At 65.8% G+C, this 22,593-nt stretch carries 20 protein-coding genes, 1 tRNA gene and 1 pseudogene; 14 read left to right on the plus strand and 8 right to left on the minus strand.

All coding sequences use genetic code 11. From position 1 onward, the window contains the following. Positions 1 to 29: 29 nt before the first annotated feature. The 6 genes and pseudogenes from EPL01_RS07560 (at position 30) to truA (ending at position 4,594) form a co-directional block, all read left to right on the plus strand. Positions 30 to 485 (plus strand): 30S ribosomal protein S19e, encoded by a 456-nt coding sequence (locus EPL01_RS07560; RefSeq protein WP_135824656.1) that lies wholly within the window; start codon positions 30 to 32, stop codon positions 483 to 485. A gap of 119 nt (positions 486 to 604) precedes the next feature. Further along, entirely contained in the window at positions 605 to 946 is a 342-nt protein-coding gene (locus tag EPL01_RS07565; protein ID WP_135824657.1) for a DNA-binding protein, read from the plus strand. 1 nt (position 947) lies between these two features. Next, positions 948 to 1,529, plus strand: a pseudogene (locus EPL01_RS07570) (DUF7411 family protein); the annotation flags it as partial. Positions 1,530 to 1,641: 112 nt separating this feature from the next. Next, positions 1,642 to 2,949, plus strand: a complete 1,308-nt coding sequence (gene hisS / locus EPL01_RS07575) for a histidine--tRNA ligase (protein ID WP_135824659.1) — start codon at positions 1,642 to 1,644, stop codon at positions 2,947 to 2,949. 45 nt (positions 2,950 to 2,994) lie between these two features. Further along, a complete protein-coding gene (locus tag EPL01_RS07580; protein WP_135824660.1) occupies positions 2,995 to 3,381 on the plus strand; it encodes an SHOCT domain-containing protein in 387 nt (128 codons plus the stop codon). Positions 3,382 to 3,790: 409 nt separating this feature from the next. After that, positions 3,791 to 4,594 carry a tRNA pseudouridine(38-40) synthase TruA gene (truA, locus tag EPL01_RS07585; RefSeq protein WP_135824661.1) on the plus strand — a complete coding sequence of 268 codons (804 nt, stop codon included), beginning with the start codon at positions 3,791 to 3,793 and terminating at the stop codon, positions 4,592 to 4,594. Between the two features lie 235 nt (positions 4,595 to 4,829). Here truA and EPL01_RS07590 read toward each other — a convergent pair whose 3' ends face one another. Both EPL01_RS07590 and EPL01_RS07595 read right to left on the minus strand, forming a co-directional pair. Next, the gene (locus EPL01_RS07590) at positions 4,830 to 5,471 is read right to left on the minus strand and encodes a hypothetical protein (protein WP_135824662.1); all 642 of its coding nucleotides are present in this window, start codon (positions 5,469 to 5,471) and stop codon (positions 4,830 to 4,832) included. Between the two features lie 52 nt (positions 5,472 to 5,523). Then, positions 5,524 to 6,864 carry a M28 family metallopeptidase gene (locus EPL01_RS07595; protein WP_135824663.1) on the minus strand — a complete coding sequence of 447 codons (1,341 nt, stop codon included), beginning with the start codon at positions 6,862 to 6,864 and terminating at the stop codon, positions 5,524 to 5,526. Between the two features lie 189 nt (positions 6,865 to 7,053). Between EPL01_RS07595 and pepF the strand changes: the two genes are divergently transcribed. From pepF to pan2, 3 genes are all read left to right on the plus strand, one after another. Then, positions 7,054 to 8,847, plus strand: a complete 1,794-nt coding sequence (gene pepF / locus EPL01_RS07600; RefSeq protein ID WP_135824664.1) for an oligoendopeptidase F — start codon at positions 7,054 to 7,056, stop codon at positions 8,845 to 8,847. Between the two features lie 473 nt (positions 8,848 to 9,320). After that, complete coding sequence (locus tag EPL01_RS07605; protein WP_135824665.1) at positions 9,321 to 11,039, plus strand: methyl-accepting chemotaxis protein; 1,719 nt, start codon at positions 9,321 to 9,323, stop codon at positions 11,037 to 11,039. Positions 11,040 to 11,170: 131 nt separating this feature from the next. After that, positions 11,171 to 12,406, plus strand: coding sequence for a proteasome-activating nucleotidase Pan2 (pan2, locus tag EPL01_RS07610; RefSeq protein WP_135824666.1), 1,236 nt, complete (start codon positions 11,171 to 11,173; stop codon positions 12,404 to 12,406). 469 nt (positions 12,407 to 12,875) lie between these two features. Here the strand turns inward: pan2 and EPL01_RS07615 are convergent, their stop codons facing one another. After that, positions 12,876 to 13,160, minus strand: coding sequence for a DUF5808 domain-containing protein (locus tag EPL01_RS07615; RefSeq protein WP_135824667.1), 285 nt, complete (start codon positions 13,158 to 13,160; stop codon positions 12,876 to 12,878). A 394-nt stretch (positions 13,161 to 13,554) separates the two neighbouring features. Then, on the minus strand, positions 13,555 to 14,256 hold the full coding sequence (locus EPL01_RS07620) for an enoyl-CoA hydratase/isomerase family protein (protein ID WP_135824668.1): 702 nt from the start codon (positions 14,254 to 14,256) through the stop codon (positions 13,555 to 13,557). 60 nt (positions 14,257 to 14,316) lie between these two features. Here EPL01_RS07620 and EPL01_RS07625 point away from each other — a divergent pair, with 60 nt between their 5' ends. After that, positions 14,317 to 15,015: a DUF7114 family protein gene (locus EPL01_RS07625; RefSeq protein ID WP_135824669.1), complete on the plus strand. Its 699-nt coding sequence runs from the start codon at positions 14,317 to 14,319 to the stop codon at positions 15,013 to 15,015. A gap of 65 nt (positions 15,016 to 15,080) precedes the next feature. Then, positions 15,081 to 15,152 (plus strand) — tRNA-Thr (locus tag EPL01_RS07630). An 81-nt stretch (positions 15,153 to 15,233) separates the two neighbouring features. Here the strand turns inward: EPL01_RS07630 and nirK are convergent. From nirK to EPL01_RS07650, 4 genes are all read right to left on the minus strand, one after another. Beyond that, positions 15,234 to 16,298 (minus strand): copper-containing nitrite reductase, encoded by a 1,065-nt coding sequence (nirK, locus tag EPL01_RS07635; protein ID WP_135824670.1) that lies wholly within the window; start codon positions 16,296 to 16,298, stop codon positions 15,234 to 15,236. Positions 16,299 to 16,527: 229 nt separating this feature from the next. Continuing rightward, positions 16,528 to 18,822 carry a nitric-oxide reductase large subunit gene (locus tag EPL01_RS07640; RefSeq protein ID WP_135824671.1) on the minus strand — a complete coding sequence of 765 codons (2,295 nt, stop codon included), beginning with the start codon at positions 18,820 to 18,822 and terminating at the stop codon, positions 16,528 to 16,530. Positions 18,823 to 19,247: 425 nt separating this feature from the next. After that, positions 19,248 to 19,553, minus strand: coding sequence for a cupin domain-containing protein (locus EPL01_RS07645; RefSeq protein ID WP_135824672.1), 306 nt, complete (start codon positions 19,551 to 19,553; stop codon positions 19,248 to 19,250). A 1-nt stretch (position 19,554) separates the two neighbouring features. Next, entirely contained in the window at positions 19,555 to 19,782 is a 228-nt protein-coding gene (locus EPL01_RS07650; RefSeq protein WP_135824673.1) for a DUF2249 domain-containing protein, read from the minus strand. Positions 19,783 to 20,026: 244 nt separating this feature from the next. On the opposite strand from EPL01_RS07650, the gene EPL01_RS07655 reads away from it, so the two are divergent. The 3 genes from EPL01_RS07655 (at position 20,027) to EPL01_RS07665 (ending at position 22,565) form a co-directional block, all read left to right on the plus strand. Next, positions 20,027 to 20,785 (plus strand): creatininase family protein, encoded by a 759-nt coding sequence (locus EPL01_RS07655; protein WP_135824674.1) that lies wholly within the window; start codon positions 20,027 to 20,029, stop codon positions 20,783 to 20,785. 129 nt (positions 20,786 to 20,914) lie between these two features. Then, positions 20,915 to 21,448, plus strand: a complete 534-nt coding sequence (locus EPL01_RS07660; RefSeq protein ID WP_135824675.1) for a halocyanin domain-containing protein — start codon at positions 20,915 to 20,917, stop codon at positions 21,446 to 21,448. A 7-nt stretch (positions 21,449 to 21,455) separates the two neighbouring features. Next, complete coding sequence (locus tag EPL01_RS07665) at positions 21,456 to 22,565, plus strand: radical SAM protein (RefSeq protein WP_135824676.1); 1,110 nt, start codon at positions 21,456 to 21,458, stop codon at positions 22,563 to 22,565. Positions 22,566 to 22,593: the final 28 nt, after the last annotated feature.

A 22,593-nucleotide genomic window follows, 5' to 3' on the forward strand; every position in this document is an offset into this window, starting at 1 on the left:
TTAAACGCCGCGGACGGGAATTCGTGGGTATGACGACGCTCTACGACGTTCCCGCGGACGACCTCATCGACGCGGTCGCCGCGAAACTGGAGGACCGATTCGACCAACCCGACTGGGCCGAGTACGTCAAGACCGGCGAGAGCCGCGAGCTTCCGCCCCAGCAGGAGAACTTCTGGCACCGACGCGCCGCCAGCCTCCTCCGCAAAGTCGCCACCGACGGCCCGGTCGGCGTCGAGCGACTCTCGACGGAGTACGGCGACAAGAAGGACGGCTCGAACCGCTACCAGGTCGCGCCCGAACACCGCACCGACGGGAGCCAGAAGGTCATCCGGACCATGCTTCAGCAGCTCGAAGACGAGGACCTCGTCGACACCGAGGGCAACGCGGGCCGCATCGCTACCGGCGAGGGTCGCAGTCTGCTCGACGACACCGCGGGCGAGGTCATGGAGGACCTCGACCGTCCCGAACTCGAACGCTACGCCTGACGACCGACGAGAGTCGCAGATTTTTCCGACGACCGACTGCTTGGGAGCGGCGAGCCTCTCGAAAACCGTCCTCGCTCCGTAATCATTTTTGGCCGCGGGCGTTAACTACGAGACAACACATGAGTGACCAGCCCGACGACGAGCGACTCGAAGAACTCCGCAAGCAGAAGATGCAGGAGATGCAGGAGCAGGGCGACCAGAGCGAGGCCCAAGAGCAGGCCCAGCAACAGGCCGACGCCCAGAAGCAGGCGATGCTCCGCAAGCACCTCACCGACGGCGCGCGCAAGCGACTCAACTCCGTCCGGATGAGCAAGCCCGACTTCGCCGACAAAGTCGAGCGCCAAATCCTCGCGCTGGCCCAGAGCGGCCGCGTCAGCGGCAAAATCGACGAAGACAAGATGAAGGAGTTGCTCCGCGAACTCAAGCCCGATTCCAAGAGCTTCAACATCCGCCGTCGGTGAGATGGACCTCGGGCTACTCTACAGCGGCGGGAAGGACTCGACGCTCGCCGCCCTCCTACTCGAAGATTTCTACGACGTAACGCTCGTTACGGCCACCTTCGGCATCGCCGACGCGTGGGACCACGCCCGACGGACCGCCGACGCGGTCGGGTTCGACTTCGAGACGGTCGAGATGGACCAATCGGTGGCCGAGGAGGCGGTCGAGCAGATGGTCGAGGACGGCTACCCCCGCAACGGCATCCAGAAAGTCCACCTCCACGCGCTCGAAGTCGTCGCGGGCATGGACTTCGACGCGGTGGCCGACGGTACCCGGCGCGACGACCGCGTGCCATCGGTCTCTCGGGCGCAGGCCCAGAGCCTCGAAGACCGCCACGGAATCGAGTACATCGTCCCGCTGGCCGGGTTCGGCCGGGGCGCGGTCGATTCGCTGGTCGAGGAGACGCTCGAGGTGACGACCGGTCCGAGCGAGCAGATTCCGAAGGCCGACTACGAGGCGGAACTCCGCGCCCTGCTGGTGCGAGAACACGGCGAGGAGGCCGTCAGCGAGGTGTTCCCTGACCACACCCAGACCTACGTTCAGGGATTCGCGCGGGCCGACGACGCGTCGGAGAGCGACGCCGAAGCGCCGACCGCCGGGTCCGGCAAGACCGACGCGAAGTAAAAGTTTCAAGCGCGCGCTCCTCTAACGCTCCCTCATGTACGACCGCATCAAGGGCTTCCGCGACTTCTACCCCGGCGAGATGGGGGCGCGCAGGGAGACGTTCGACGCGCTCGAGTCGACCGCGCGCCGGTACGGCTTCCGAGAAATCGGGACGCCCGCGATGGAGCGCACGGAGATGTACGTGGACAAGAGCGGCGAGGAAATCGTCGAGGAACTCTACAGCTTCGAAGATCAGGGCGGGCGCGACGTGGCGCTGACGCCGGAACTCACGCCGACGGTCGCCCGGATGGTCGTGGCGAAACAGCAGGAGCTATCCAAGCCCATCAAGTGGTTCTCGACTCGGCCCTTCTGGCGCTACGAGGAGCCCCAGAGCGGTCGCAAGCGGGAGTTCTACCAGACCAACGTGGACATCTTCGGCTCCTCGGAACCCGAGTCCGACGCCGAACTGCTGGCGTGCGCCGCCGACGCGCTCACCGACCTCGGGTTGACGAGCGAGGACTTCGAGTTCCGGGTCAGCCACCGCGACATTCTGGGCGGTCTGCTCGAAGCCTTCGACGCCGACGTGGACACCGAGGCCGCGATTCGCGCGGTGGACAAAAACGAGAAGGTCAGCCAAGACGAGTTCTACGGCCTGCTCAACGACGCCGGACTCTCCTACGACCAAGCGCGGGAGTTCGACGGCCTGCTGGACACGCCCGAGGAGGAACTCGACGACCTCGTGGCGTTCGCCGAGACCCAGCGCGTCGAGGAGGCGGTCGAAAACCTGACCGACGTGCTGGACGCCGCCGACGACTTCGGCGCGCGAGACTACTGCACGCTCTCGCTGGACACCGCCCGCGGTCTGGACTACTACACCGGGGTCGTCTTCGAGTGCTTCGACTCGACGGGCGACGTGAGTCGGTCCATCTTCGGCGGCGGGCGCTACGACGACCTCATCGAAGGCTTCGGCGGTCAGCCCACCCCCGCAGTCGGGTTCGCGGTCGGCGACGCGACGCTGACGCTCCTGCTCCAGCGCGCTGGCGTCTGGCCGGACGAGGAGCTTTCGACCGACTACTACGTCCTGCAAGTCGGCGACACCCGCGACGTGGCGGCCGAGATTACCAGAGAGCTTCGGGGAGAAGGCCACGTCGTCGAGACCGACGTGTCGGGCCGGAGCTTCGGCGGGCAACTCGACTACGCCGACTCCATCGGCGCTGAGACGGTGGTCATCGTCGGCGAGCAGGACCTCGCCGACGGCAACGTGACGGTCAAGGACATGAACTCGGGCGACCAGACGCAGGTCCCGGTCGAGGACTTCCCGCCCGAAGACGAACCGCGACCGACCTACGAGGACTTCGAGTAACCGAACAGTTCAACCTTTTTAGCACCGTCCGTCCTACCACCGGACATGCACGAGCGTTCGGTACAGTTCGAGAAGAAGCGACTCCTCGGCACGCTGTCGGTCCTGACGTTCGGCCTGACGGCCCTCGCGGCGGTGTTGCACCTGGATTTCATCGTCCCGGTCATCTTCGTGCTGGGCTACTTCGTCCTCGTTCCGATGGTAGCGATGCTGGGCGACTCACTCCCGATGGTCGCAAGCGAGAGCGACGAAGACGCCGCTGTCGAATCGGTGCAGTCGGCGTCGTCCGGCGACGACGCGATAGACGAACTCCGGGCGCGCTACGCCAGAGGAGAACTCACCGACGCGGAGTTCGAGCGACGACTCGAACGACTGATAGAGACAGAGGACGCCGACGCCAAGCGGTCGAAAGAGCGCGTCTTCGACCGCGAGTGAGCGGTCTCCCGGGTGAACCAATCCGTTGCGGTCGCTCCGGACCGCCAGTCCGAAGCGACCGCTGGCGAGCGCGACAGGGAGCGAGACGAGAGGAGCGACTGTCGAAGTGGCGAACAGACGGCACGCGCGAGACGCGGAGGAGGGTGCCGTGCAATCGCGGACTCCTCCGCGGCGGTTCTCAGGTCACGGACGGGGTTGGTCCCGTGTTCGTATTTAAATTCTCGCGCCGACCGGGCGGTGGCGGTCGGGCGTCTCAGACCGGGCTGAGCGACTCAAGTGGAAATAAATACAATCGGTAAAGAATTATCCCTATGTCTTTAGTAAATATCTTGGTGTCTTTTGTCCCGCCTCGCGCGCGCCGGACGCCCTTCCCGCCGAATTAAGTGCCTCCGCGCTCGACTCCGAGTCGATGCGAGCCTTCCGGGTCGCCTACGACGGTCGGCCGTTCCACGGCTTCCAGCGCCAGCCGGACGTGCCAACCGTCGAGGAGGCGATTTTCGACGCGGTCCGGGCGCTCGGCGTGGCCGACGGAAAGCCCGAGGGCTACGCCGCGGCGGGGCGGACCGACGCCGGGGTCTCGGCAGTCGCCCAGACCGTCGCCTTCGAGTGCCCCGACTGGCTGACCCCCGCCGCGTTGAACAGCGAACTCCCCGCCAGCGTCCGAGCGTGGGCCAGCGCCGAGGCCCCGCCGGGCTTCCACGCGACCCACCACGCCGAGTCGCGGGCCTACGTCTACCACCTCTACGCGCCCGACGCCGACCTCGGGCGGGCCGAGGAGGCCTTGTCGCGGCTCTGCGGCGGCGAGAACGACTTCCACAACCTCACGCCCGACGACGAGAACACCGTCAGAGACCTCCGCGGCGAGGTCCACCGAGACGGCGAGTACCTCGTCTTCGAGCTCCGGGCTGGTGGGTTCGTCCGCGAGATGGTCCGGCGCGTCGTCTCGCTGGTCCGCGCCGTCGCGTCCGGCGACGCGGAGGTAGCGAAAGTCGAGCGCGTCCTCGGCCCGGAGCAAATCGACGGCCCGGCAGGTATCGCGCCCGCTCCGGCGTACCCGCTCGTGCTGGTCGATGCCGTCTACCCGCGACTCGACTTCTCGGTGGACGAGGAGGCCGCCGCGAGCGCGCGCGAGGTGTTCGAATCGCTGCGCGAAGAACGCGCGACGGGGGCACGAGTCGCGTCCGAGATTTCGACGCGAGTCGAGTCACCGTAACGATAGATTACCGTTTCGGACTCTGGGATTCAGTCTGTCGTGGAATCGCCAGCAGAAAATAAGCCGTCTTTAAAATACCACGCTGGCAATTAGCGTTATTATCTCGGAGTCCGAAGGTGGAGGTGACGGTAGCGAGTGCTATCCCATGGCACCACCATTTCGGATACCGCACTCCTACCGTCGTTTTACGTGGCTTGGGAGCGTTCTCTCGTCGTTCCAGTGGTGTCGATGCCGGTCAGTCACGAGGATTCCGTATTCGAGGTCGCCGCTCTCGTGAATCGTCGGTTCGCTCTTCTCGGGAAGAGTCGTTTCCCTCGTCACCTCTCTCTGAGTTTTCCGTATGCTGGGCCGGTCCGGGAATCGCGGACAAAAACGGGAGCGACCGGAGCGCGACGAACGCGAAGCTGGCACCGTAGTACCCCAACAGAAAGAACTGCACCGCCAGAACCCACGCTATCTCGTACCTCCGGTTCTGAATCGAGAAGAGCAAAGCGAGATAGAGGGCGATACCGAACATCGAAAGCCCCTTCGCGTGTTCCGCGAGTCGCTGGTTCGTCCGGTGGACAATTTGTCCGATGACGACCACGAACGCGAGTCGGCTGAGCTTCGGGATAATCATGGCCTGCTCCGGTTCGACCGGGAAGATGGCTCGATATATCCGACGAGCGTCGCCGTCGTTGTCCGCTACGCCGCCGTTCCAGACCTCCGCGCCGCTCAGTATCGTCACCAGCCGGTCGAACGAGACGAGACTCGTCATCGTGACGAAGGTCGTGAGCAAGACGAATACGAACAGCGACAGGAGAGCGAGCTGTTCGGTCTCTACTCCGTCTATCCGGTCGGAGACCGTTCTCTTGACAGATTTACTGCCTGAAGCCATACGATAGATTCGCTGCCACTCGACGAAAAAGTTTTTCAGCGTTTGAGCGGTCTCATTCCCACCCCTCGGGCCAGATTCCGGCCGCCTTCATGCCCTCCTCGTAGTTCCCCGCCCGGAGATTCCCGGCCACCGACTCGGCGCTCGGTCGGGGAATCTCGTCGGTCCGGGCCGCCTCGCGGACCAGCAGGGCGGTCAGCATCGCGTGTTCTCGCAGGTTACGGTCGTCTACCTTGTCGCGGGTGTCGGCGTGGGTGTGACCCCAGCCTCGCCCGCGTTCGCTTGCCGCGGCGGTTTGCGCCGCGCGCTCGCTGTGGAGTTGGAGCGCGGGCACCCCGCGCTTGAGGAAGGGCCAGTGGTCGCTGAAGGGGTGGACCTGCTCGCGGACTGCGATCGGCTGGTTGGCCTCGTCGGCGACCGAGTCCACGATTTCCTCCATCCGCTCCGAGCCGTGAGTGTGAGCGCGCAGGTCGCGGAACCGGCCCGCGCCGTCCACGTTCACGACCGCCTTCACCGAATCGAGGTCGAGACGGTCGGCGAGCGCGTCCGCCCCGAGGAGGCCGATTTCCTCGCACCCGACGCCAGCGACCCGGACCCGCGTGTCGAGGTCCATCTCGGCAAGCAGGTGGGCCGCCGCGACGACCACCGTGATGCCACAGCCGTTGTCGAGCGCGCCCTCCGCGATGTCGTGGGCGTCGTGGTGGCCGACGACGAGAATCTCGTCGTCGGTGTCAGGACCGAGTTGGCCGTGCGTGTTGTGACTCGTCGCGGGACTCGTCTCGGCGTCGACTCGGAGGGCCGCCCGCGCGCCGCGGTCGGCGTAGTCAGTTAGCCAGTCGCCGGTTTCGAGACTCACGCCGACGCCCGGAATCGCGGCCTCGCGGTCGAACCGGAGCGACCCGGTTGGGGGCAGCTGGCCGGGCTTGTGATTCCGAAAGACGAACGCCTCCGCGCCCGCCGCGGCGGCGTGGCCGAACTTCTCCATCCGGTGGATGAACCGCGAGCCTTTCGGGGTGGTCGTGGAGGCGACCACGATTTTGCCCTCGACGTCGAGGTCGTCCAGTTCGTCGGGCGTGCCGTAGCCCGCGTCCACGAGCTCGCCTCGGACCTCGCCCGGCGGCGAGTAGGGGAGCGCGATGGTCTCGAACGAACGCTCGACCGGGTCAGTGACAGCGAGTTCGGCGTCTCCTCGGGTCCAGCGGTGCATCTCGAACGACTCTATTTCGACCTCTCGTGCCCCCGCTCGCTCGAACCCCTCGGCGACGACTTGTGCGGCCCGGCGCTCGCCGGGGTGGCCGCCCATCCGGTCGCCGATTTCGGTCAGTTGCGTGATGAACTCCCACGGGTAGTCGTCGCGCCACGCCTCGCCGAGCGTGGCCGCGGTCTCCGGGTTCATAGCGTGCAAATGAGTCGCCGACGCTCAAAAACCTCCGCCCGCAGATTCCCATCCGCGGGTTCTCACCCGCAGCATCCCGCCCGCAGATTCGGCGGGTCTCGGGCCGCGAGCGGACGCTACCGGCCAAAATTTCCGGAAGTGGTCTCCGAATGACAAAGGCTTACAGTACGGGTTTCCTAATCCATGGGTATGAGTTCGGTTCCCGAGCGGTCGGAGATTGACACGGAATACAAGTGGGACTTAGAGAGCATCTACGCGACCGACGACGAGTGGGAGGAGGCCTACGAGGAGGTCCAAGAGCGCTTGGACGAGTTGGAAGCCTACGAGGGTCGGGTCACCGAGGACGGCGAGACCCTGCTCGAGGTACTCGAACTCCGCGACGAAATCATGCGGCAGGTCGAGATGGTCGTGGGCTACGCCCGGATGCGGAAGGACGAGAACACCGCAGATCAGCACTATCAGGCGCTCTCCTCTCGCGGGTCGGCGCTGGCCTCCCAAGCCAGTAGCGCGAGCAGTTTCATCGGTCCCGAGATTCAGGACCTGAGCCGGGACGAACTCGACAGCCTCGTCGAGGAGACCGACGGACTGGAGCAGTACGACCACTACCTCCACGACGTGCTTCGCCTCTCGGAGCACACTCGTTCCGCGGAAGTGGAGAACGTGCTGGCGGAACTCGGCGAGGTCACCGGCGCGTCGGGCGATATCTACAACATGCTGATGAACTCCGACATGGAGTTCCCGACCGTCGAAAAGCCGGACGGCGACGCGGTCGAAATCACTCAGAGCAACCTCACCAACCTCCTGAAGAACCAAGACCGGGAGTTCCGCCAGACGGTCCACGAGCAGTTCTTCGAGGAACTCGGCGAGTTCCACAACACCATCGGCACGGCCTACAAGAACAGCGTGAAGGCCGACGTGCGCCTCGCCCAGATTCACGACTACGACACCGCCCGCGAGGCCGCCATGGACGGCCCCAACATCCCGGTCGAGGTGTACGACAACCTCCTGGACACGGTCCGGGACAACCTCGACAAACTCCACCGCCACGCGGAACTCAAGCGCGAGGCCCTCGGCGTGGAGGAACTCCAGATGTGGGACCTCTACATGCCCATGACCGAGACCGAGACGCCCGACGTGGAGTACGAGGAGGCCCGCGACCACATCGTGGAAGCGGTCGGCGCGCTCGGCGAGGACTACCAGAACCGCGTGCAGGAAGGTCTGGATTCGCGCTGGGTAGACGTCTACGAGACCGAGAACAAGCGCTCCGGCGCGTACAGCGGCGGGGCCTACGACACCCAGCCGTTCATCCTGATGAACTATCAGGACGACATCTCCTCGATGTTCACGCTGGCCCACGAACTCGGCCACTCGCTCCACAGCCAACTGACCAGCGAGAACCAGCCCTACGTCTACGGCGACTACGAAATCTTCGTCGCGGAGGTCGCCAGCACGGTCAACGAGGCCCTGCTGACCCGCCACCTGCTGGACACCGTCGAGGACCCGACCTTCCGGCGACACGTCCTCAACGAGTATCTGGAGCGGTTCCGCTCGACGCTCTACCGTCAGACGATGTTCGCCGACTTCGAGCATCAGACCCACCAGTTGGTCGAGGAGGGCGAGGCGCTGACCCCCGGCAAGGCCGACGAGATTTACGGCGACCTCAAAGCGGAGTTCTACGAGCCAGCGGTCGTGGACGACCACATCGCCCGCGAGTGGGCCCGGATTCCGCACTTCTTCAACTACACCTACTACGTTTACCAGTACAGCACGGGCATCAGCGCGGCCGTCGCGCTGGCCGACGAGATTCTCGAATCCGGCGAACCCGCCGCCGAGCGCTACCTCGACTTCCTCCAGAGCGGTTCGACGGAGTACCCCCTCGAACTGCTCCGGACCGCGGGCGTGGACATGTCCTCGCCGGAACCCATCCAGCGCGCTCTCGACGTGTACGGCGACCACCTCGACCAGATGGAGTCGCTCATCTAGTCGGGTCGGTGGGGAGGAGTACTTCGGGCAGTAATCGGCGTAGCGATCGAGACCTCGACAGTTCTCGAACTCGAAACCGCAGGAGCAGACGGGACAGCGAAGGTTTCGAAAGCCCTCGCGCGGTTCGCGGTCGCTCAGCGGGATATTTCCGCGCCTCGCTGACGCTCGGCGCGAAAATAGTTGCCCGCTGAGCCGACCACGGCCTCCGGCCGCGAACCCCGCTCGCCCTTTCATTCCACCAGGACAGTAACCGGTCAGTCGAGCGCGCCCAGTTGTTTGTTCACCCGACCGAAGCGAGTCGGTGGACGTGCGTATCGGGGTACTTAGATAACTATAAGTTTCTTTTAGACATAAAATACTTTCTCTAGGATACCTCCACGATTTCCTCGACCGAACCACCGACGAGCGCGGACATTTTCATTTTCTGATAACGCCCGCCCCGGTTTATATAGCCCACGTGTAAAGAGCGGGATATGGAACGTCACCTGCTCGCTCGGTACGAAGACGCACTCTGGTGGTCGATGGACCGACTCGGCGTGACCGAGTCGGTCGAGCGCAAGGTGCTGGCCGCGGTCGCAATCCAGTTCGCTATCTCGATCGGACAGGCTGTACTGCCGTTTCTGGTCTCAGGTGTCGCCCGCGTCGCTCTCACGGTCGGTCTGCTCGCCGCCGCGGGAATCGCGTTCGCCAACACCGTGCTGGTCGCTCGCCGGGACATCACCGAACCCATCGCGGCGCTCGACCAAGCGGCCGACGCCATCACGGCCGGGAACCTCGACGCGCCAGCCCCCGAGAACGACCAGTGCGACGAAATCGGGAACCTCGTGACCTCCTTCACCGACATGCGGTCGTACCTCGGCGTGGTCGCCGAGCAGGCCGCCGCGCTCTCCCGACAGGAGTTCGACGACCCCGTGCTGGACGAGGAGGTCCCCGGGGAGTTCGGTGCCTCCTTGGACCGGATGGCCGAGAGCCTACAGAGCTACACCGCCGACTTGGAGGCGACCACGGCAGAACTCGAAGCCACGACCGCAGACCTCGAACGCCGCTCTGAGAACCTCCGGCAACTCGTGACCGCGTTCGGCGACGCCGCCGAGGACGCCAAGGGCGGCGACCTAACCGCGACCATCGACGCCGGGGTCGCCGAGGAGGACCTCCACGAGGCGGTCGTGGACAACTACAACGCGCTCCTCTCGACGCTGGCCGACGCGGTGGGCGAACTCGCTGACTTCGCCGACGAGGTGGCGACCGCAAGCGAGGAGGCCGACGCCGACCTCCGCGAGGTCAGCGAGGCCAGCGACGAGGTCGCATCGGCGGTCGGAGAGATTTCGGAGGGAGCGGCCCGCCAGACAGACCGCCTCAACGAGGCCGCGGCCGAGATGAACACCCTCTCGGCCACCATCGAGGAAATCGCGGCCTCTGCCGACGAGGTGGCCCGGACCGCCGGGACCGCCACCGAGCGCGCCCGGTCCGGCCGGGAGGCCGCCCGCGAGGCCGCCGACGAACTCGACAGGGTCGAGGACGGCATCGACCGGACCGCCGAGGCGGTCGAGGAACTCGTGGCCGATATCGGCGAAATCGACGAGGTGGCGTCGTTCATCGAGGAGGTGGCGACCCAGACCAACCTGCTGGCGCTCAACGCCTCGGTCGAGGCCGCCCGCGCCGGAGAGCGCGGCGACGGGTTCGGCGTGGTCGCCGACGAAGTCAAGAACCTCGCGGAGGAGACCAGCGAGGCCGCCGACGAGATTACGGCGCGCATCGAGCGGATTCAGGCAGACTCCGAGGAGACGCTGACCGACGTGCGAGAGACCCGCGAGCAGGTCGGCCGGAGCGTCGAGACGGTCGAGGACGCGCTGGGCGACTTCGAGGACATCGCCGACGTGGTGGGCGAGGTCGACGCCAGCGTGCGGGAAATCAGCGACGCGACCGACCAGCAGGCCGAGTCCGCCGAGGACGTGGTGGCGATGGTCGAGGAGGTCGCGGCCATCAGCGAGGAGACCACCGCCGAGTCCGAGACCGCGGCCGCCGCGACAGAACAGCAGGCGACCTCGCTGTCGGGCGTCGCCGAGCAGATGGCCTCGCTCTCCTCGAAGGCCGACGAACTCGACGCGCTCCTCGGGGAGTTCCGACTGCCCGAGGAGAGCAAATCGGCCGAGAGTCGCGGGACGGCGCGGCGACCCGCCGGTGCCGACTGACCGCCGACTAATCGCCGACCGACCACCGAGAGAGAATTTTCCGAGCCAGTTCGGCGAAAGGCTTTTTTGCGGGAGAACGACCGAGACCCAAAGGCACTTTTAAGCCGGTGGCCTAAGGGTGAGTAGCAACGATGTCGCGTAGCCCACCCCTCCCCGACCAACCGACACTCGAACTCGACCCCGAAATGACAGACCGGGAGCGGCTCGCGGCGCTCCGCGAACACTTCGCCGAAATCGTCGAGGTGAACGACACGCTCGAAGAGCGCCTCGACGACGCCCAAGAGCGCCGCCGCGACCTGCGCGAAGAGGTCGATAGGCTCGAACGCGAGAACGAGACGCTGAAGACCACTTCCCTGTACGTCGCCACCGCCGAGGAGTTGACCGACGACGGCATCATCATCAAACAGCACGGCAACAACCAGGAAGTGCTGACCGAGGTCTCGCCCACGCTCCGCGAAGAAATCGAGTCGGGCGACCGCGTGGCCGTCAACGACTCGTTCACGGTCCAGACCGTGCTGGAGTCCGAGAAGGACGCCCGGGCGCAGGCCATGGAAGTCGACGAGTCGCCGGACGTGACCTACGACCAGATCGGCGGCCTCGAAGACCAGATGCAGGAGGTCCGCGAGGCGGTCGAGCAACCCCTCGAAAACCCCGAGCAGTTCGAGTCGGTCGGCATCGAACCGCCGAGCGGCGTCCTGCTCCACGGCCCGCCCGGCACCGGCAAGACGATGCTGGCCAAAGCCGTCGCCAACCAGACCGACGCCACCTTCATCAAGATGGCCGGGTCGGAACTGGTCCAGAAGTTCATCGGCGAGGGCGCGAAGCTGGTCCGGGACCTCTTCGAGTTGGCGAGCCAGCGCGAGCCTGCCATCGTCTTCATCGACGAAATCGACGCCGTGGCTTCGAAGCGCACCGACTCGAAGACCTCCGGTGACGCCGAGGTCCAGCGCACGATGATGCAACTCCTCTCGGAGATGGACGGCTTCGAGGACCGCGGCGAGATTCGCATCATGGCCGCGACCAACCGCTTCGACATGCTCGACCGCGCCATCCTCCGGCCCGGCCGGTTCGACCGCCTCATCGAGGTGCCCGAACCCGACGAGGAGGCCCGGCGCAAGATTCTCGACATCCACACCCGCGACATGTCGGTCGCCGACGACGTGGACTTCGGCAAACTCGCGGGCGAGACCGAGGGCAAGAGCGGGGCCGACATCGAGAGTCTGACCACCGAGGCCGGGATGTTCGCCATCCGCGACGGCCGGACCGAGGTCCGCCAGTCGGACTTCGAGGACGCCCTCGACAAACTCGGCGAGGACGACGAGGCGAACATCGTCACCAAGGGGTCGTTCGTCGGCTACGCGTACTGAACCGGGGACGTTCGGGAGTTTGGGCTGGTCTCTCTTTCGGGATTTTTGCGACGAGCCGTGCGGTCGGTGAAGCAGCCGACAGCAAGCACTCGGCGAATCAATCGACGGGGTGGGATGAAGGGGCCGCCCGGTCGCGGTCACGTGAGCAAAGCGAACGTGACCTTGGGAGACGCGGTTTGTCTCCCAGCGTCCGAAGGACGTGGTCGTCTGAGCGACCCCTATCGCGGGCCGGGCGGTGTCTTGCCGAACGAAGTGAGGCAATGGCTCGGAAGACGCGGGGCTTGTCTTCCGGCGCGGAGAGGCCCGCGATATGTCGGTCAGCGACCGCGACCGGGCGGGGGCTTCAAAAAACGTTCATCGCTACAACTCCGTACCCACGCCCGGTTTTAGCAGTCCGTAGCGACCCGTCGAGGACTCCGAAAGCGACCAGACCGACCGCAAAATCGAACGGACAAAAAGTCTTCTGAGTTTAGTCGTCGTCCACGACCACTTCGACCGGACCCTCCTCGGCCGACGCGGCCTGCTGTTCGCCCTTGCGCTCGTGCCAGAGGAGCGCGCCAGCGACGGCCAGCACGATCCACGAGCGCCAGTTGGCGAGGTTGAGCGTGTAGCCGATGCCGAAGGGCTTCTCGACCAACATTCCCTCGTCGGGTTTCCAGTACGACGACAGCATTCGACCGATACTCGGTCGCTCGAAGTTGTACGGCACGCCTAGCAACTCGCCGGTACTGGGCTTGTCTACCTTGTCTGCCATGGAAGAGGAGTACGGCAGAGAGGAATAAAGTGCTTTGGCTCTTGGCGGGATTCGGTCCGTGAATCCGGCAGTCGGTCGTGTGGTGTTTGGTTACTGGCCGTGGGAAATGATTTTTGTTTCCTTTGAGTGTCTAAACATTTGTTAAGTGTTGGTGGAGATTGTTTGGGGGAGATGGGGAGCTAGCTACTCCCGAAGCCTAGGCGTCTACCGCACCGCCCCGCACCGCGACCGCGGGCCACGTCCTCCCCAACCGATTGCGCTTCTCGGCCTTCGCTTCGCTCCGGCCTGCGATGCTCATCCCTCGCACGCCGATGGCGCGGCGACGAGACGCCGCGCCAGCGCGCGCCGGAGAAAAAAGAAGAAATGCGTGAATCCTCCGTCCAAACCCGAACGCTCAGGAGTCCCGCTGGTCGGCGATAGCGTCGGCGTGGCGCTCGACCAATCTGCCGAAGACCTCCGCCTCCCGGCGTTCCTGCTCGTCGGGCGGCGCGTCGTCGCGCATCCGGGCCTTGACCGCCCGGAGGGTCTCGGAGTCGTTGCGCGCCAGTTCGTCGGCGACGGCGCGGGGGTCGTCGGTCACGCGCGAGACCAATCCCATCCGGCGGGCCTGCTGTGCGTCGATGGTTCGCCCCGAGAGCGCCAAATCCAGCGCCTCGCCCTCGCCGACGATTCGCGGCAGGCGGACCGTCCCGCCCCACGCGCCGAAGAGGCCGAGTTTCACGCCGGGTTCCGCGAAGGTGGCCTCCGACGTGGCGACCCGGAGGTCCGCCGCGAGCGCCAACTCGACGCCGCCGCCGCGGGCCGGGCCGTCGACGCCCGCCACGACCGCGCTGTCGGCGGCCTCGATTGCGTCGGCGACTCGCTGGCCCTGTTCGGCGAAGGCTTCGGCCTGCTGGCGGTCGAGGTCCGCGACCACGTCCAAGTCCGCGCCAGCGCAGAACGCCGGTCCCGCGCCCCGGAGGTAGACGACTGGCTGGTCGGCCTCGGTGACCGCGGCTTCCAGCGCGTCGAGTCCCTCGGGGGTGAGCGCGTTGCGTCTGTCGGGCCGCGCGAGCGTGACGACCCGCAGGCCCTCCTCGTCGTCAGTTCGGATCACGTTCGCACCTCGGAGCCAGTTTCCAAAGGTCTTTGGCGATTCCGTCGTAAGGGTCGGCCAATGGAAGCGGCCGTCCGGGCACGAAAAGCGGGACGACAGGCGGTTCGAGACGTGTCGCCCGACCCCCTCCGCGAGCGAATCTACGGGCTGTTGGACGAGTCGGCGATGGTGCCGGGCGTGCTGGCGCTCACGTCGGCACGCGCTGTCGAGGGAGCGACGGCGACCAAACCGCCCGAGACCGCCGGGGGAAGCGGGACTGTCGGCGTCGAGGACCGCGCCGCTGGCGTTCAACTCATCTACGAAGGCCTGCGCCTGACGCGGGCGCTCGCCGACGAACCGCCGTGGGAGCGCGACTCACCGCACACCGACAGCAACATCGACATCCTCGCGGCCGACGTGATGGTCGCCCGCGGATTTTCGCTGTTGGCCCGAACCGAGGCCGCCGACAAGGCGGTCGAGACCGTCCAGTCGTTCGGCCGGAACGAGACCGACGACCAGCAGGGCCGACCCACCGCGCCCCACGCGCTGGAGACCGACGTCTTCGAGTTGGCGGTCCTCGCCGGTTCGACCGCGTTCGGCGCGAGTCCCACTGACTCGCTTTTGGCCTACGCGGCGGATTTGGCCGAATCGCTCGACGGCGACCACCCGGAACCGCCCGAGCCAGTCGCCGAGGAGGTCGAACAGGCCGTCTCGGACGCCCCGAACCCCCGGCAGTTCGCCCCGAGCGACGACCCCCGGCCCTCGGCGACCGACCCCTGACTCGAATCGAAACTCCTAAAGAGGTTTCCGGTCATACCATGAAATGCGCAGAAGAAGCGGAGTGCGCCTGGGTAGCTTAGAGGTAAAGCGCGTCCTTGGTAAGGACGAGAGCCCGGGTTCAAATCCCGGCCTAGGCTCTTTCCTGCGGTTCACTTTCCTTCGTAGCATAACGACTGTCTCGTACCGCAAAAATTAGTGGAAAAGTCGCTACCCCGCCGTCACTTCTTCGGTTCGGGGTCGAAGATTTCGGGGCGCTCCTTCCCCTCGGCTTGGACGATAGCCATGCACCCCTTCCGTGCCACGCGACTCAGCGAGTGGTCGACCAGCTTGAAGTTGCCCGGAACCGGGAAGTTCATCGTGGCGACGGCGGTGCTACCGGGCGCGACCTGCTTGGTCTGGATGTGGGTCTGGGGCCGGGTGGTCAGCGACCCCTCGGGCCAGAGCTCCTCGAAGACGTTGCCGATAGGGTGGAAGCTACTGGTCAGGTTCGGGCCGCCCGTGACGAAGTACACCCGCGCGGTGTCGCCGGTCTCGACTTTTCCTGCGCCGCGCTTGCCCGGCGTGCAGGCGTACTTCTCGCCGTTCATCACGACGTAGGTCGGCTCCTCGCGCTTCATCGCCTCCATGTCGAAGTTGTGCTGGCCCTTCTCGCCGGGGCGCTTGTCGGTGTAGACCTCCATCTGGCCGAAGTAGAACTCGTGGTCCACTTCGGGCAGGCCCTCCTCGGGTTCGACGAGGATGATGCCGAACATCCCCGCCGAGATGTGCATGTCGAGGTTCGGAACCGCGCAGTGGTAGATGTACGCGCCGGGGTAGGTGGCCTTGAACTCCAGGTGGGTGGTCTCGCCCAGCGCGGTCATCGTGGCCTCGGCACCGCCGCCCGGCCCGGCGACCGCGTGGAAGTCCACGTTGTGAGGCATGTCGTTCTCGGCCGGGTTCTCGAAGGCCAGGTTGACCGTGTCGCCCCTCCGGACGCGGATGAACGGGCCGGGAACCTGCCCGTTGTAGGTCATGTAGTTGAACGTGACGCCCTCCTCGATTTCGGCCGTCATCTCCTCGGGCCGGAGAGTCACGTCCACCTCCTTGGGCTCGTCCCGGCTAATCGGGGACGGGATGTCTGTCGGGTCCGCGGCGACGCGCTCGGCCGTCTTCTGTTTCTGTTTGTTCATGGCTTTCTGCGTCTGGGTCGCTTTGGGCGCGGACTGCCCGGAACACCCCGCGAGGGTGGCCGCGCCACCGAGGCCGATACCTTGCAGGACCGTGCGACGACTGGTTGTAGGCATTGGGAGTCACCGTACAGGGATAGATAGTGCCCTCTCCACCTTCAAACGAGAACGCGATTCTCGGCCCGCAAGAAGGCTCACGAACGTGTTCGCGGTATTCTCGCGTTCTGAAAATGGCGCGGTCGAAGAAACGAATCGAGGAGGGAAACGGAGAAACGAGGAGGGAAACCGAGAAAGGAAACGTATCGGGAAAAGAGACCGGCGGTGGTTCAGTCCGCGGCGAGTCTCCTCAGTCGTCGGTCTCGACCGCGGGACCGGTCGTCACCGGGGCGTCGGTGGGCGCGTCGCTCGGCGTCGTCTCGCCCCGCGCAAGCACCTTCTTGACCACGTCGTAGGTGAAGATGACCGTGCCGAGGATGACCAGCGTGTCGCCCGGCATCCGGAGCCAGAACAGCAGCTGGACCAGCTCGCCCTCGTAGAAGGCGAGGCTCCGGGCCGCGTCGTAGGTCTGAGTGAACGCGACCTCCAACTGGAGGAACCCGACCGGGAGGAGACTGAGCAGACACATCAGCGCGAGGCCGACGTTCCACGCCCAGAAGGCCCGCCGGAGGTTTGTGGGGTCCCACTCGGCCTCGGGCACCGCGATGCGGAGCATGTAGGTGACCATGCCGAGCGCGAGAAATCCGAACGCGCCGAACATCGCGGCGTGAGCGTGGGCCACCGTGAGGTAGGTGCCGTGCTCGAAGTAGTTGATGAACGGCAGGTTGATGAAGAACCCCAGCACGCCAGCGCCGACGAAGTTCCAGACGCCGGAGGCGACGATGAACATGAACGGGAGGGTGTAGGGGAAGCCCTCGCCGCTGTTGGACATCGCGCGGTACTGGCCGATGGCCTCGTAGAGGATGAACACGAGGGGGATGAGTTCCAGCGTCGAGAACGCACTCCCGATGGGAACCCACATGTCGGGTTGGCCGACCCACCAGTAGTGGTGGGAGACGCCGATGACGCCCGTGCCCATCACGAGGAGGGCCTGGACCATGACTGCCTTCTCCGCGGAGCGCTTTTTCAGCAGGTTCATGCTGACCAGCGTGAAGCCGACCAGCGCGACGATGAAGAACTCGAAGGCCCCCTCGACCCACATGTGGACGACCCACCAGCGCCAGAACTCGGTGACGACGATGTTCGTCTGGGGCGTGTAGAGGAAGCCCGCGGTGAACAGCAGGGCGATGGAGCCGCCAGCGTACAGAATCATGTGGGCGAGGCCGTACCGGGGTTCGCGGTCGAGCAGCGGCTTGAGACCGCGGGCCGCGAGACCGGCCCACGCGAGGAAGCCCACGAGGATGCCGACCTGCCAGAGCCGACCGATTTCGAGGTACTCCAGCCCCTCGTTGCCGAGGATCCACCAGAGGTCGTCGAAGTAGCCCTTCGACCCGAGCCAGATGCCCGCGAGGGCACCGACGACGACCACGACCAGCGTGCCCAAAAGCAGGTTGACGTACCGGCCCTGATTCTTCGGCTCGCGCTTGGTCAGCAGGGGCGGGAGGAACAGACCCGCGCCGAGCCAGAGCGTGGCAATCCAGAGGATGCCCAAATCGAGGTGCCACGTCTTGGCGATGGCGAAGGGGAGCAACGACAGGAAGTCGATGCCCAGCATCTCGCCGAGGCCGAAGAAGCCTGCGCGCTCGATGTAGTAGTGTGCCAGCAAGCCGCCGAGCAGCACCTGTCCGAGAAACAGGCCAGCGCCGACGACCGCGAACCGGAGCGCCGCGGCCTGTCCGGGGAAGAGGTTGACCTCGTCGGGACTCGGGATGGTGACGCCCTCGGTCTCGGGTTCGGGAAGTTCGATGGACTTGTAGAGCCAGACGCCGACTCCGGCCCCGCCGACCAGCAGGACCATGGCGACGACGCTCCAAATCATCGACGCGCCGGTCGCGTCGTTACCGGCCGCTGGCTGGTAGGGCCACTCGTTGGTGTAACTGTGGTCGGTTCCGGGCCGGTCGGTGTGGGAAATCCACGCCGTCCAGAGCGCGAAGTCCGCGAAGCGCTCGGCCTCCTCCTCCGATTCTATCATCTCGGCGGGGACGCCGCGTTCGTGGCTCCCCTCGTGGTACCGCTCGACGTAGACTTGCTGGACCTGCTCGTGGGCGTAGGCCTCGGCGGCGGTGTACTCGATTTGTCCGCCGGGGGTGCCGTCGGTCAGGTCACCCTTCACGGCCACGTCCACGGTGGCCTGCTCGCTGGCCGAGAGGCCGCCGTAGTCGTCGGTCCCGTACTGTTCTCGGGCGTAGTACTGGCGCATGAACTGCACCTTCAAATCCAGCGTATCGGCGGTGTAGTCCTCGCCGTAGTACGCCCCGTTGCCGAGAATCGACCCGTGGTTCATCATGCCGTTCGACTGGAAGACGGTCTTGCCCTCGCGGACCTGCTCGGCCGTCACGACCGTCCGGCCGTTCGGTCCCTCGACCTCCTTGGGAATCGGCGGGGCCTCCTGATAGGAGTACCACGCGCCGATACCCATCACGACCAGATTGACGACGAAGACCGTCGCAAGGATTTTCGCCAGCGTGCTACGTTTCACTCTCATACAGGTCGAGGTTGCCCGTCAGGGGGCTTTTAACCGGGACGCGATTGCTGTCCTCTGGGAACCCGGCCGAACGTGTTCGGCCGAGGAAGAACACCGGTGGGAAAGAGGCCGAGACGGCCCCGAGTCCAGCGCCTCGGACCGCGTCGAGTGGGGACCGCAATGGGATTTCGTAGTGGATTTCGTGGAGTGTGACCATCCACGGGATGCGCCCGCCGCGCGCAGTTCTGCGCGCGGCGGGCGGGGAGGTCCGGGGCGCGGTGCGGTCTGCGGTGGCGGAGCGGTGCTGTGCAGGTGCGGGGCGGTGCCGTCTTCAGTTGCTCGAGGAGTCGTTCGCTTCGCGGACCAATCAGTTCACGCCAGCCTGTCGAACCAACTCGGTAATCGGAATACTCGACAAAAGAGAACCCAAACCCCCCTGGCTTCTCCTACTCGTCCGCCCGAGGAGCCAGTACCAACAGCGCGGTGCTGTCCTCCTCGGCGGTCAGGACCACCTCCTCCCGGCCGTCGAATCGCAGGAGGTCGCCGGATTCCAGCGCGTTCGACTCGCCGCCGACGGTCACGGCGAGTCGCCCCGAGAGACCGTGAATCACGATGTGGCGCTCGGGGTGGCTGTGGGCCGGAATCTCCTCGCCCGCGTCGAGCGCGAGGCGAATCGTCCGAGGTTCGCTCCCCGGAAACACCAGCTCGCGGGGCGTCTCGGTCAGGTCGTCGAGCGAAGCGGTTTCGGGCATGCTACTTCTTGGGGAAGGTGGCGACGAACTTCTCCTCGGCCTCTTGCTCGACGTCGTAATTGTCGGCGTCGAACGACTCGACTTCGGCCTGCATCTCGTAGAACAGCGGCTTTGGGTCGTGGTCGTTGACGAGTTCGAGGACCTCGCCGCTGTCCAGCTCGGCGAAGGCGTCGTGAATCTCCGAATGGCGCTCCGGCGGCGGCATCTCGCGGACGTCCAGTCTCGGCATGAGGGACAGTTGTCGGGGCCGGGCCTTCGAGGTTGTGTCGAACATGTTCGGTTTCGGTGAGAGACGCGGGGTGGTCAGACGCACTAAAGACATTTTGTGTTTCTTTTGATAATTATCTATTGTGTCTTAGCCATCTATATACGCTCCTGGTGAAACGCAGACGGTGGATATTCGCTGGCGGAGAGCGTCAGTCACGGTCGGTGGAAACCACAGACTTACCCGCCAGACCTCGTATTGGCAGGATATGACAGCAGACGAATCAGTGCTGTTGGCCGAACGGACGTGGCCGGAGGTCGAATCGGCGCTCGAAGCGGGGACGCGGACCGCCGTCGTCGCGGTCGGCGCGGTCGAACAGCACGGCCCGCACCTGCCCCTGTTCGTGGACACGCTCGCTGGCGACGAACTCGCCGAGCGAATCGCCGCGAAGTTGGGCGACGCGCTGGCCGCGCCCACGATTCGGCCGGGGTGTTCGGGCCACCACATGGAGTTTCCGGGCACCATCACGATTCCCGCCGAGACCCTGATGGACCTGATTCGGGGCTACTGCCGGTCGCTCGACCGACACGGCTTCGAACACGTCGTCCTCGTGCCGACCCACGGCGGGAACTTCGCGCCGGTCAACACCGTCGCGCCCGAAATCGCCCACGAAATCGACGCGAGCGTCATCGCAGTCGCCGACCTCGGCGACTTGATGGACCTCCAGAACGAGGGGCTTCGAGAGGGCGGCGTCGAGTACGACGAGCCGGTCGTCCACGCCGGAGCGGTCGAGACCGCCATCGTGCTGGCGGTCGAGGAGGGACTGGTCCGGACCGACGAACTCGAAGTCGGCCACGAGGGCGAGATTTCGACCGCGAGGCTCCTGAGCGAGGGATTCAAATCGATTACCGAGAACGGCGTCCTCGGCGACCCGCGCGAGGGGATCGGCGAGGCGGGCGAGGCGATTCTGGAGCGAATCACGACCGCCTACGCCGAGCGAATCGAGGCCGAGCGAGACGCGATTTGACGGCGGGCCGACGAGTTCAGCGCGTGAAAACCCCAGCGCCGACTGACCCGAACACGTTCGGATGGCATTTTCACCGAGTGGGAATCAGGGCTACCCCCATTTATGTAGCCCTCAAAGCGGGAAACGAAGATGAACCGAGATACCCTCTCCCGACGAACGATGGTGAAGACGATGGCTGTCGGCGCGACCAGCGTGGCGCTCGCTGGTTGTTCCAGCGGCGGCGGAGATTCCGGCGGCGAGGACGGAAACGGCGGCGACGGCGGCGACTCTGGAAGCGGCGACTCCGGCGGTGACGGCGGCAGTTCCGGAAGCAACTCGATGAGCTTCGACGGCTGGTTCGACCAGACCTCGAACTACGACGGCGTGGTAGACAAGACCGGCGAGTCGGAGGTCACGGTCGAGGTCGGCGCGAAGGGCAACAACGGCAACTTCGCGTTCTCGCCCGCCGCGGTCAAAGTCTCGAAGGGGACGAAGGTCGTCTGGGAGTGGAACGGCAAGGGCGGCAGTCACAACGTCGCGGCCGAGAACGGCGACTTCGAGAGCGAGATGACGGGGACGAAGGGACACACTTTCTCCCAGACGTTCGACAGCGCAGGGACCTACAAGTACGTCTGCACGCCCCACAAGACGATGGGCATGAAGGGCGCAATCGTCGTGGAGTAACCCCGCCATGGCGACCACAAGGAATCGTTCCGCCGGGCCGCCACGCCGGGTAGACACCGACGAGCGTCCGTTCGTACTCATCTGGGAGTTGACCCAAGCCTGCGACTTGGCCTGCGAACACTGCCGAGCCGACGCTCAGCCGAACTGCCACCCCGGCGAACTCTCGACCGAGGAGGCCGAGTCGCTCCTCGACCGGACCCGCGAGTTCGGCGAGAACCAACTCGTCGTCTTCTCGGGCGGCGACCCCCTCAAGCGCGACGACGCCGCGGACCTCGTCGAGTACGGCACCGACATCGGCCTGAGCGTGACCATGACCCCGAGCGGGACCGCCGCGCTCTCGCCCGACGCCGTGGCCGACCTCGCGGACGCTGGCCTGCGCCGGATGGCGCTCAGCATCGACGGCGCGACCGCGGAGCGCCACGACGCCTTCCGAGGCGAGGAGGGGAGTTTCGCCGAGACGATGCAGGCCGCCCACGCCGCCCGCGACGAGGGCCTGCCCCTGCAGATCAACACTACGGTCTGTCGCCAGACCGTCTCGGACCTGCCCGAAATCGCGGACCTCGTGGCGGACCTCGGCGCGGTCCTCTGGAGCGTCTTCTTCCTCGTGCCGGTGGGCCGGGGCGCGGCGCTCGACCCAATCTCGCCGGACCGCGCCGAGCGCGTGATGGAGTGGCTGGTCGAAAAGAGCGACGAGTGGCCCTTCGGCCTCAAGACGACCGAAGCGCCACACTATCGCCGAGTCGCGGTCCAGCAGACCGAGGCCACCCCCGAGCGCCAGATGGGCATCACCGCGGGCGACGGCTTCGCCTTCGTGAGCCACCTCGGCGAGGTCTACCCCTCCGGGTTCCTGCCCGAGTCGGCGGGCAACGTCCGCGAGCGACCGATTACCGACATCTACCGGAACGCGGACCTCTTCGAGTCGCTCCGCGACGAGGACGCGCTCCGCGGCAAGTGCGGGGCCTGCCCCTACCGAAACGTCTGCGGCGGAAGCCGGTCCAGAGCCTACGCCACGACCGGCGACCCCCTCGAAAGCGACCCCCTCTGCTCGTTCGTCCCCGAGGACTACGACGGTCCGCTCCCGTGGGAGGACGGCGAGTCCGTGACAGACACGTCGTAGGACTGCAGTCGGTGACCGAGACGGAATC

This window comes from Halorussus ruber (assembly GCF_004765785.1).
Taxonomy (GTDB): Archaea; Halobacteriota; Halobacteria; order Halobacteriales; family Haladaptataceae; genus Halorussus; species Halorussus ruber.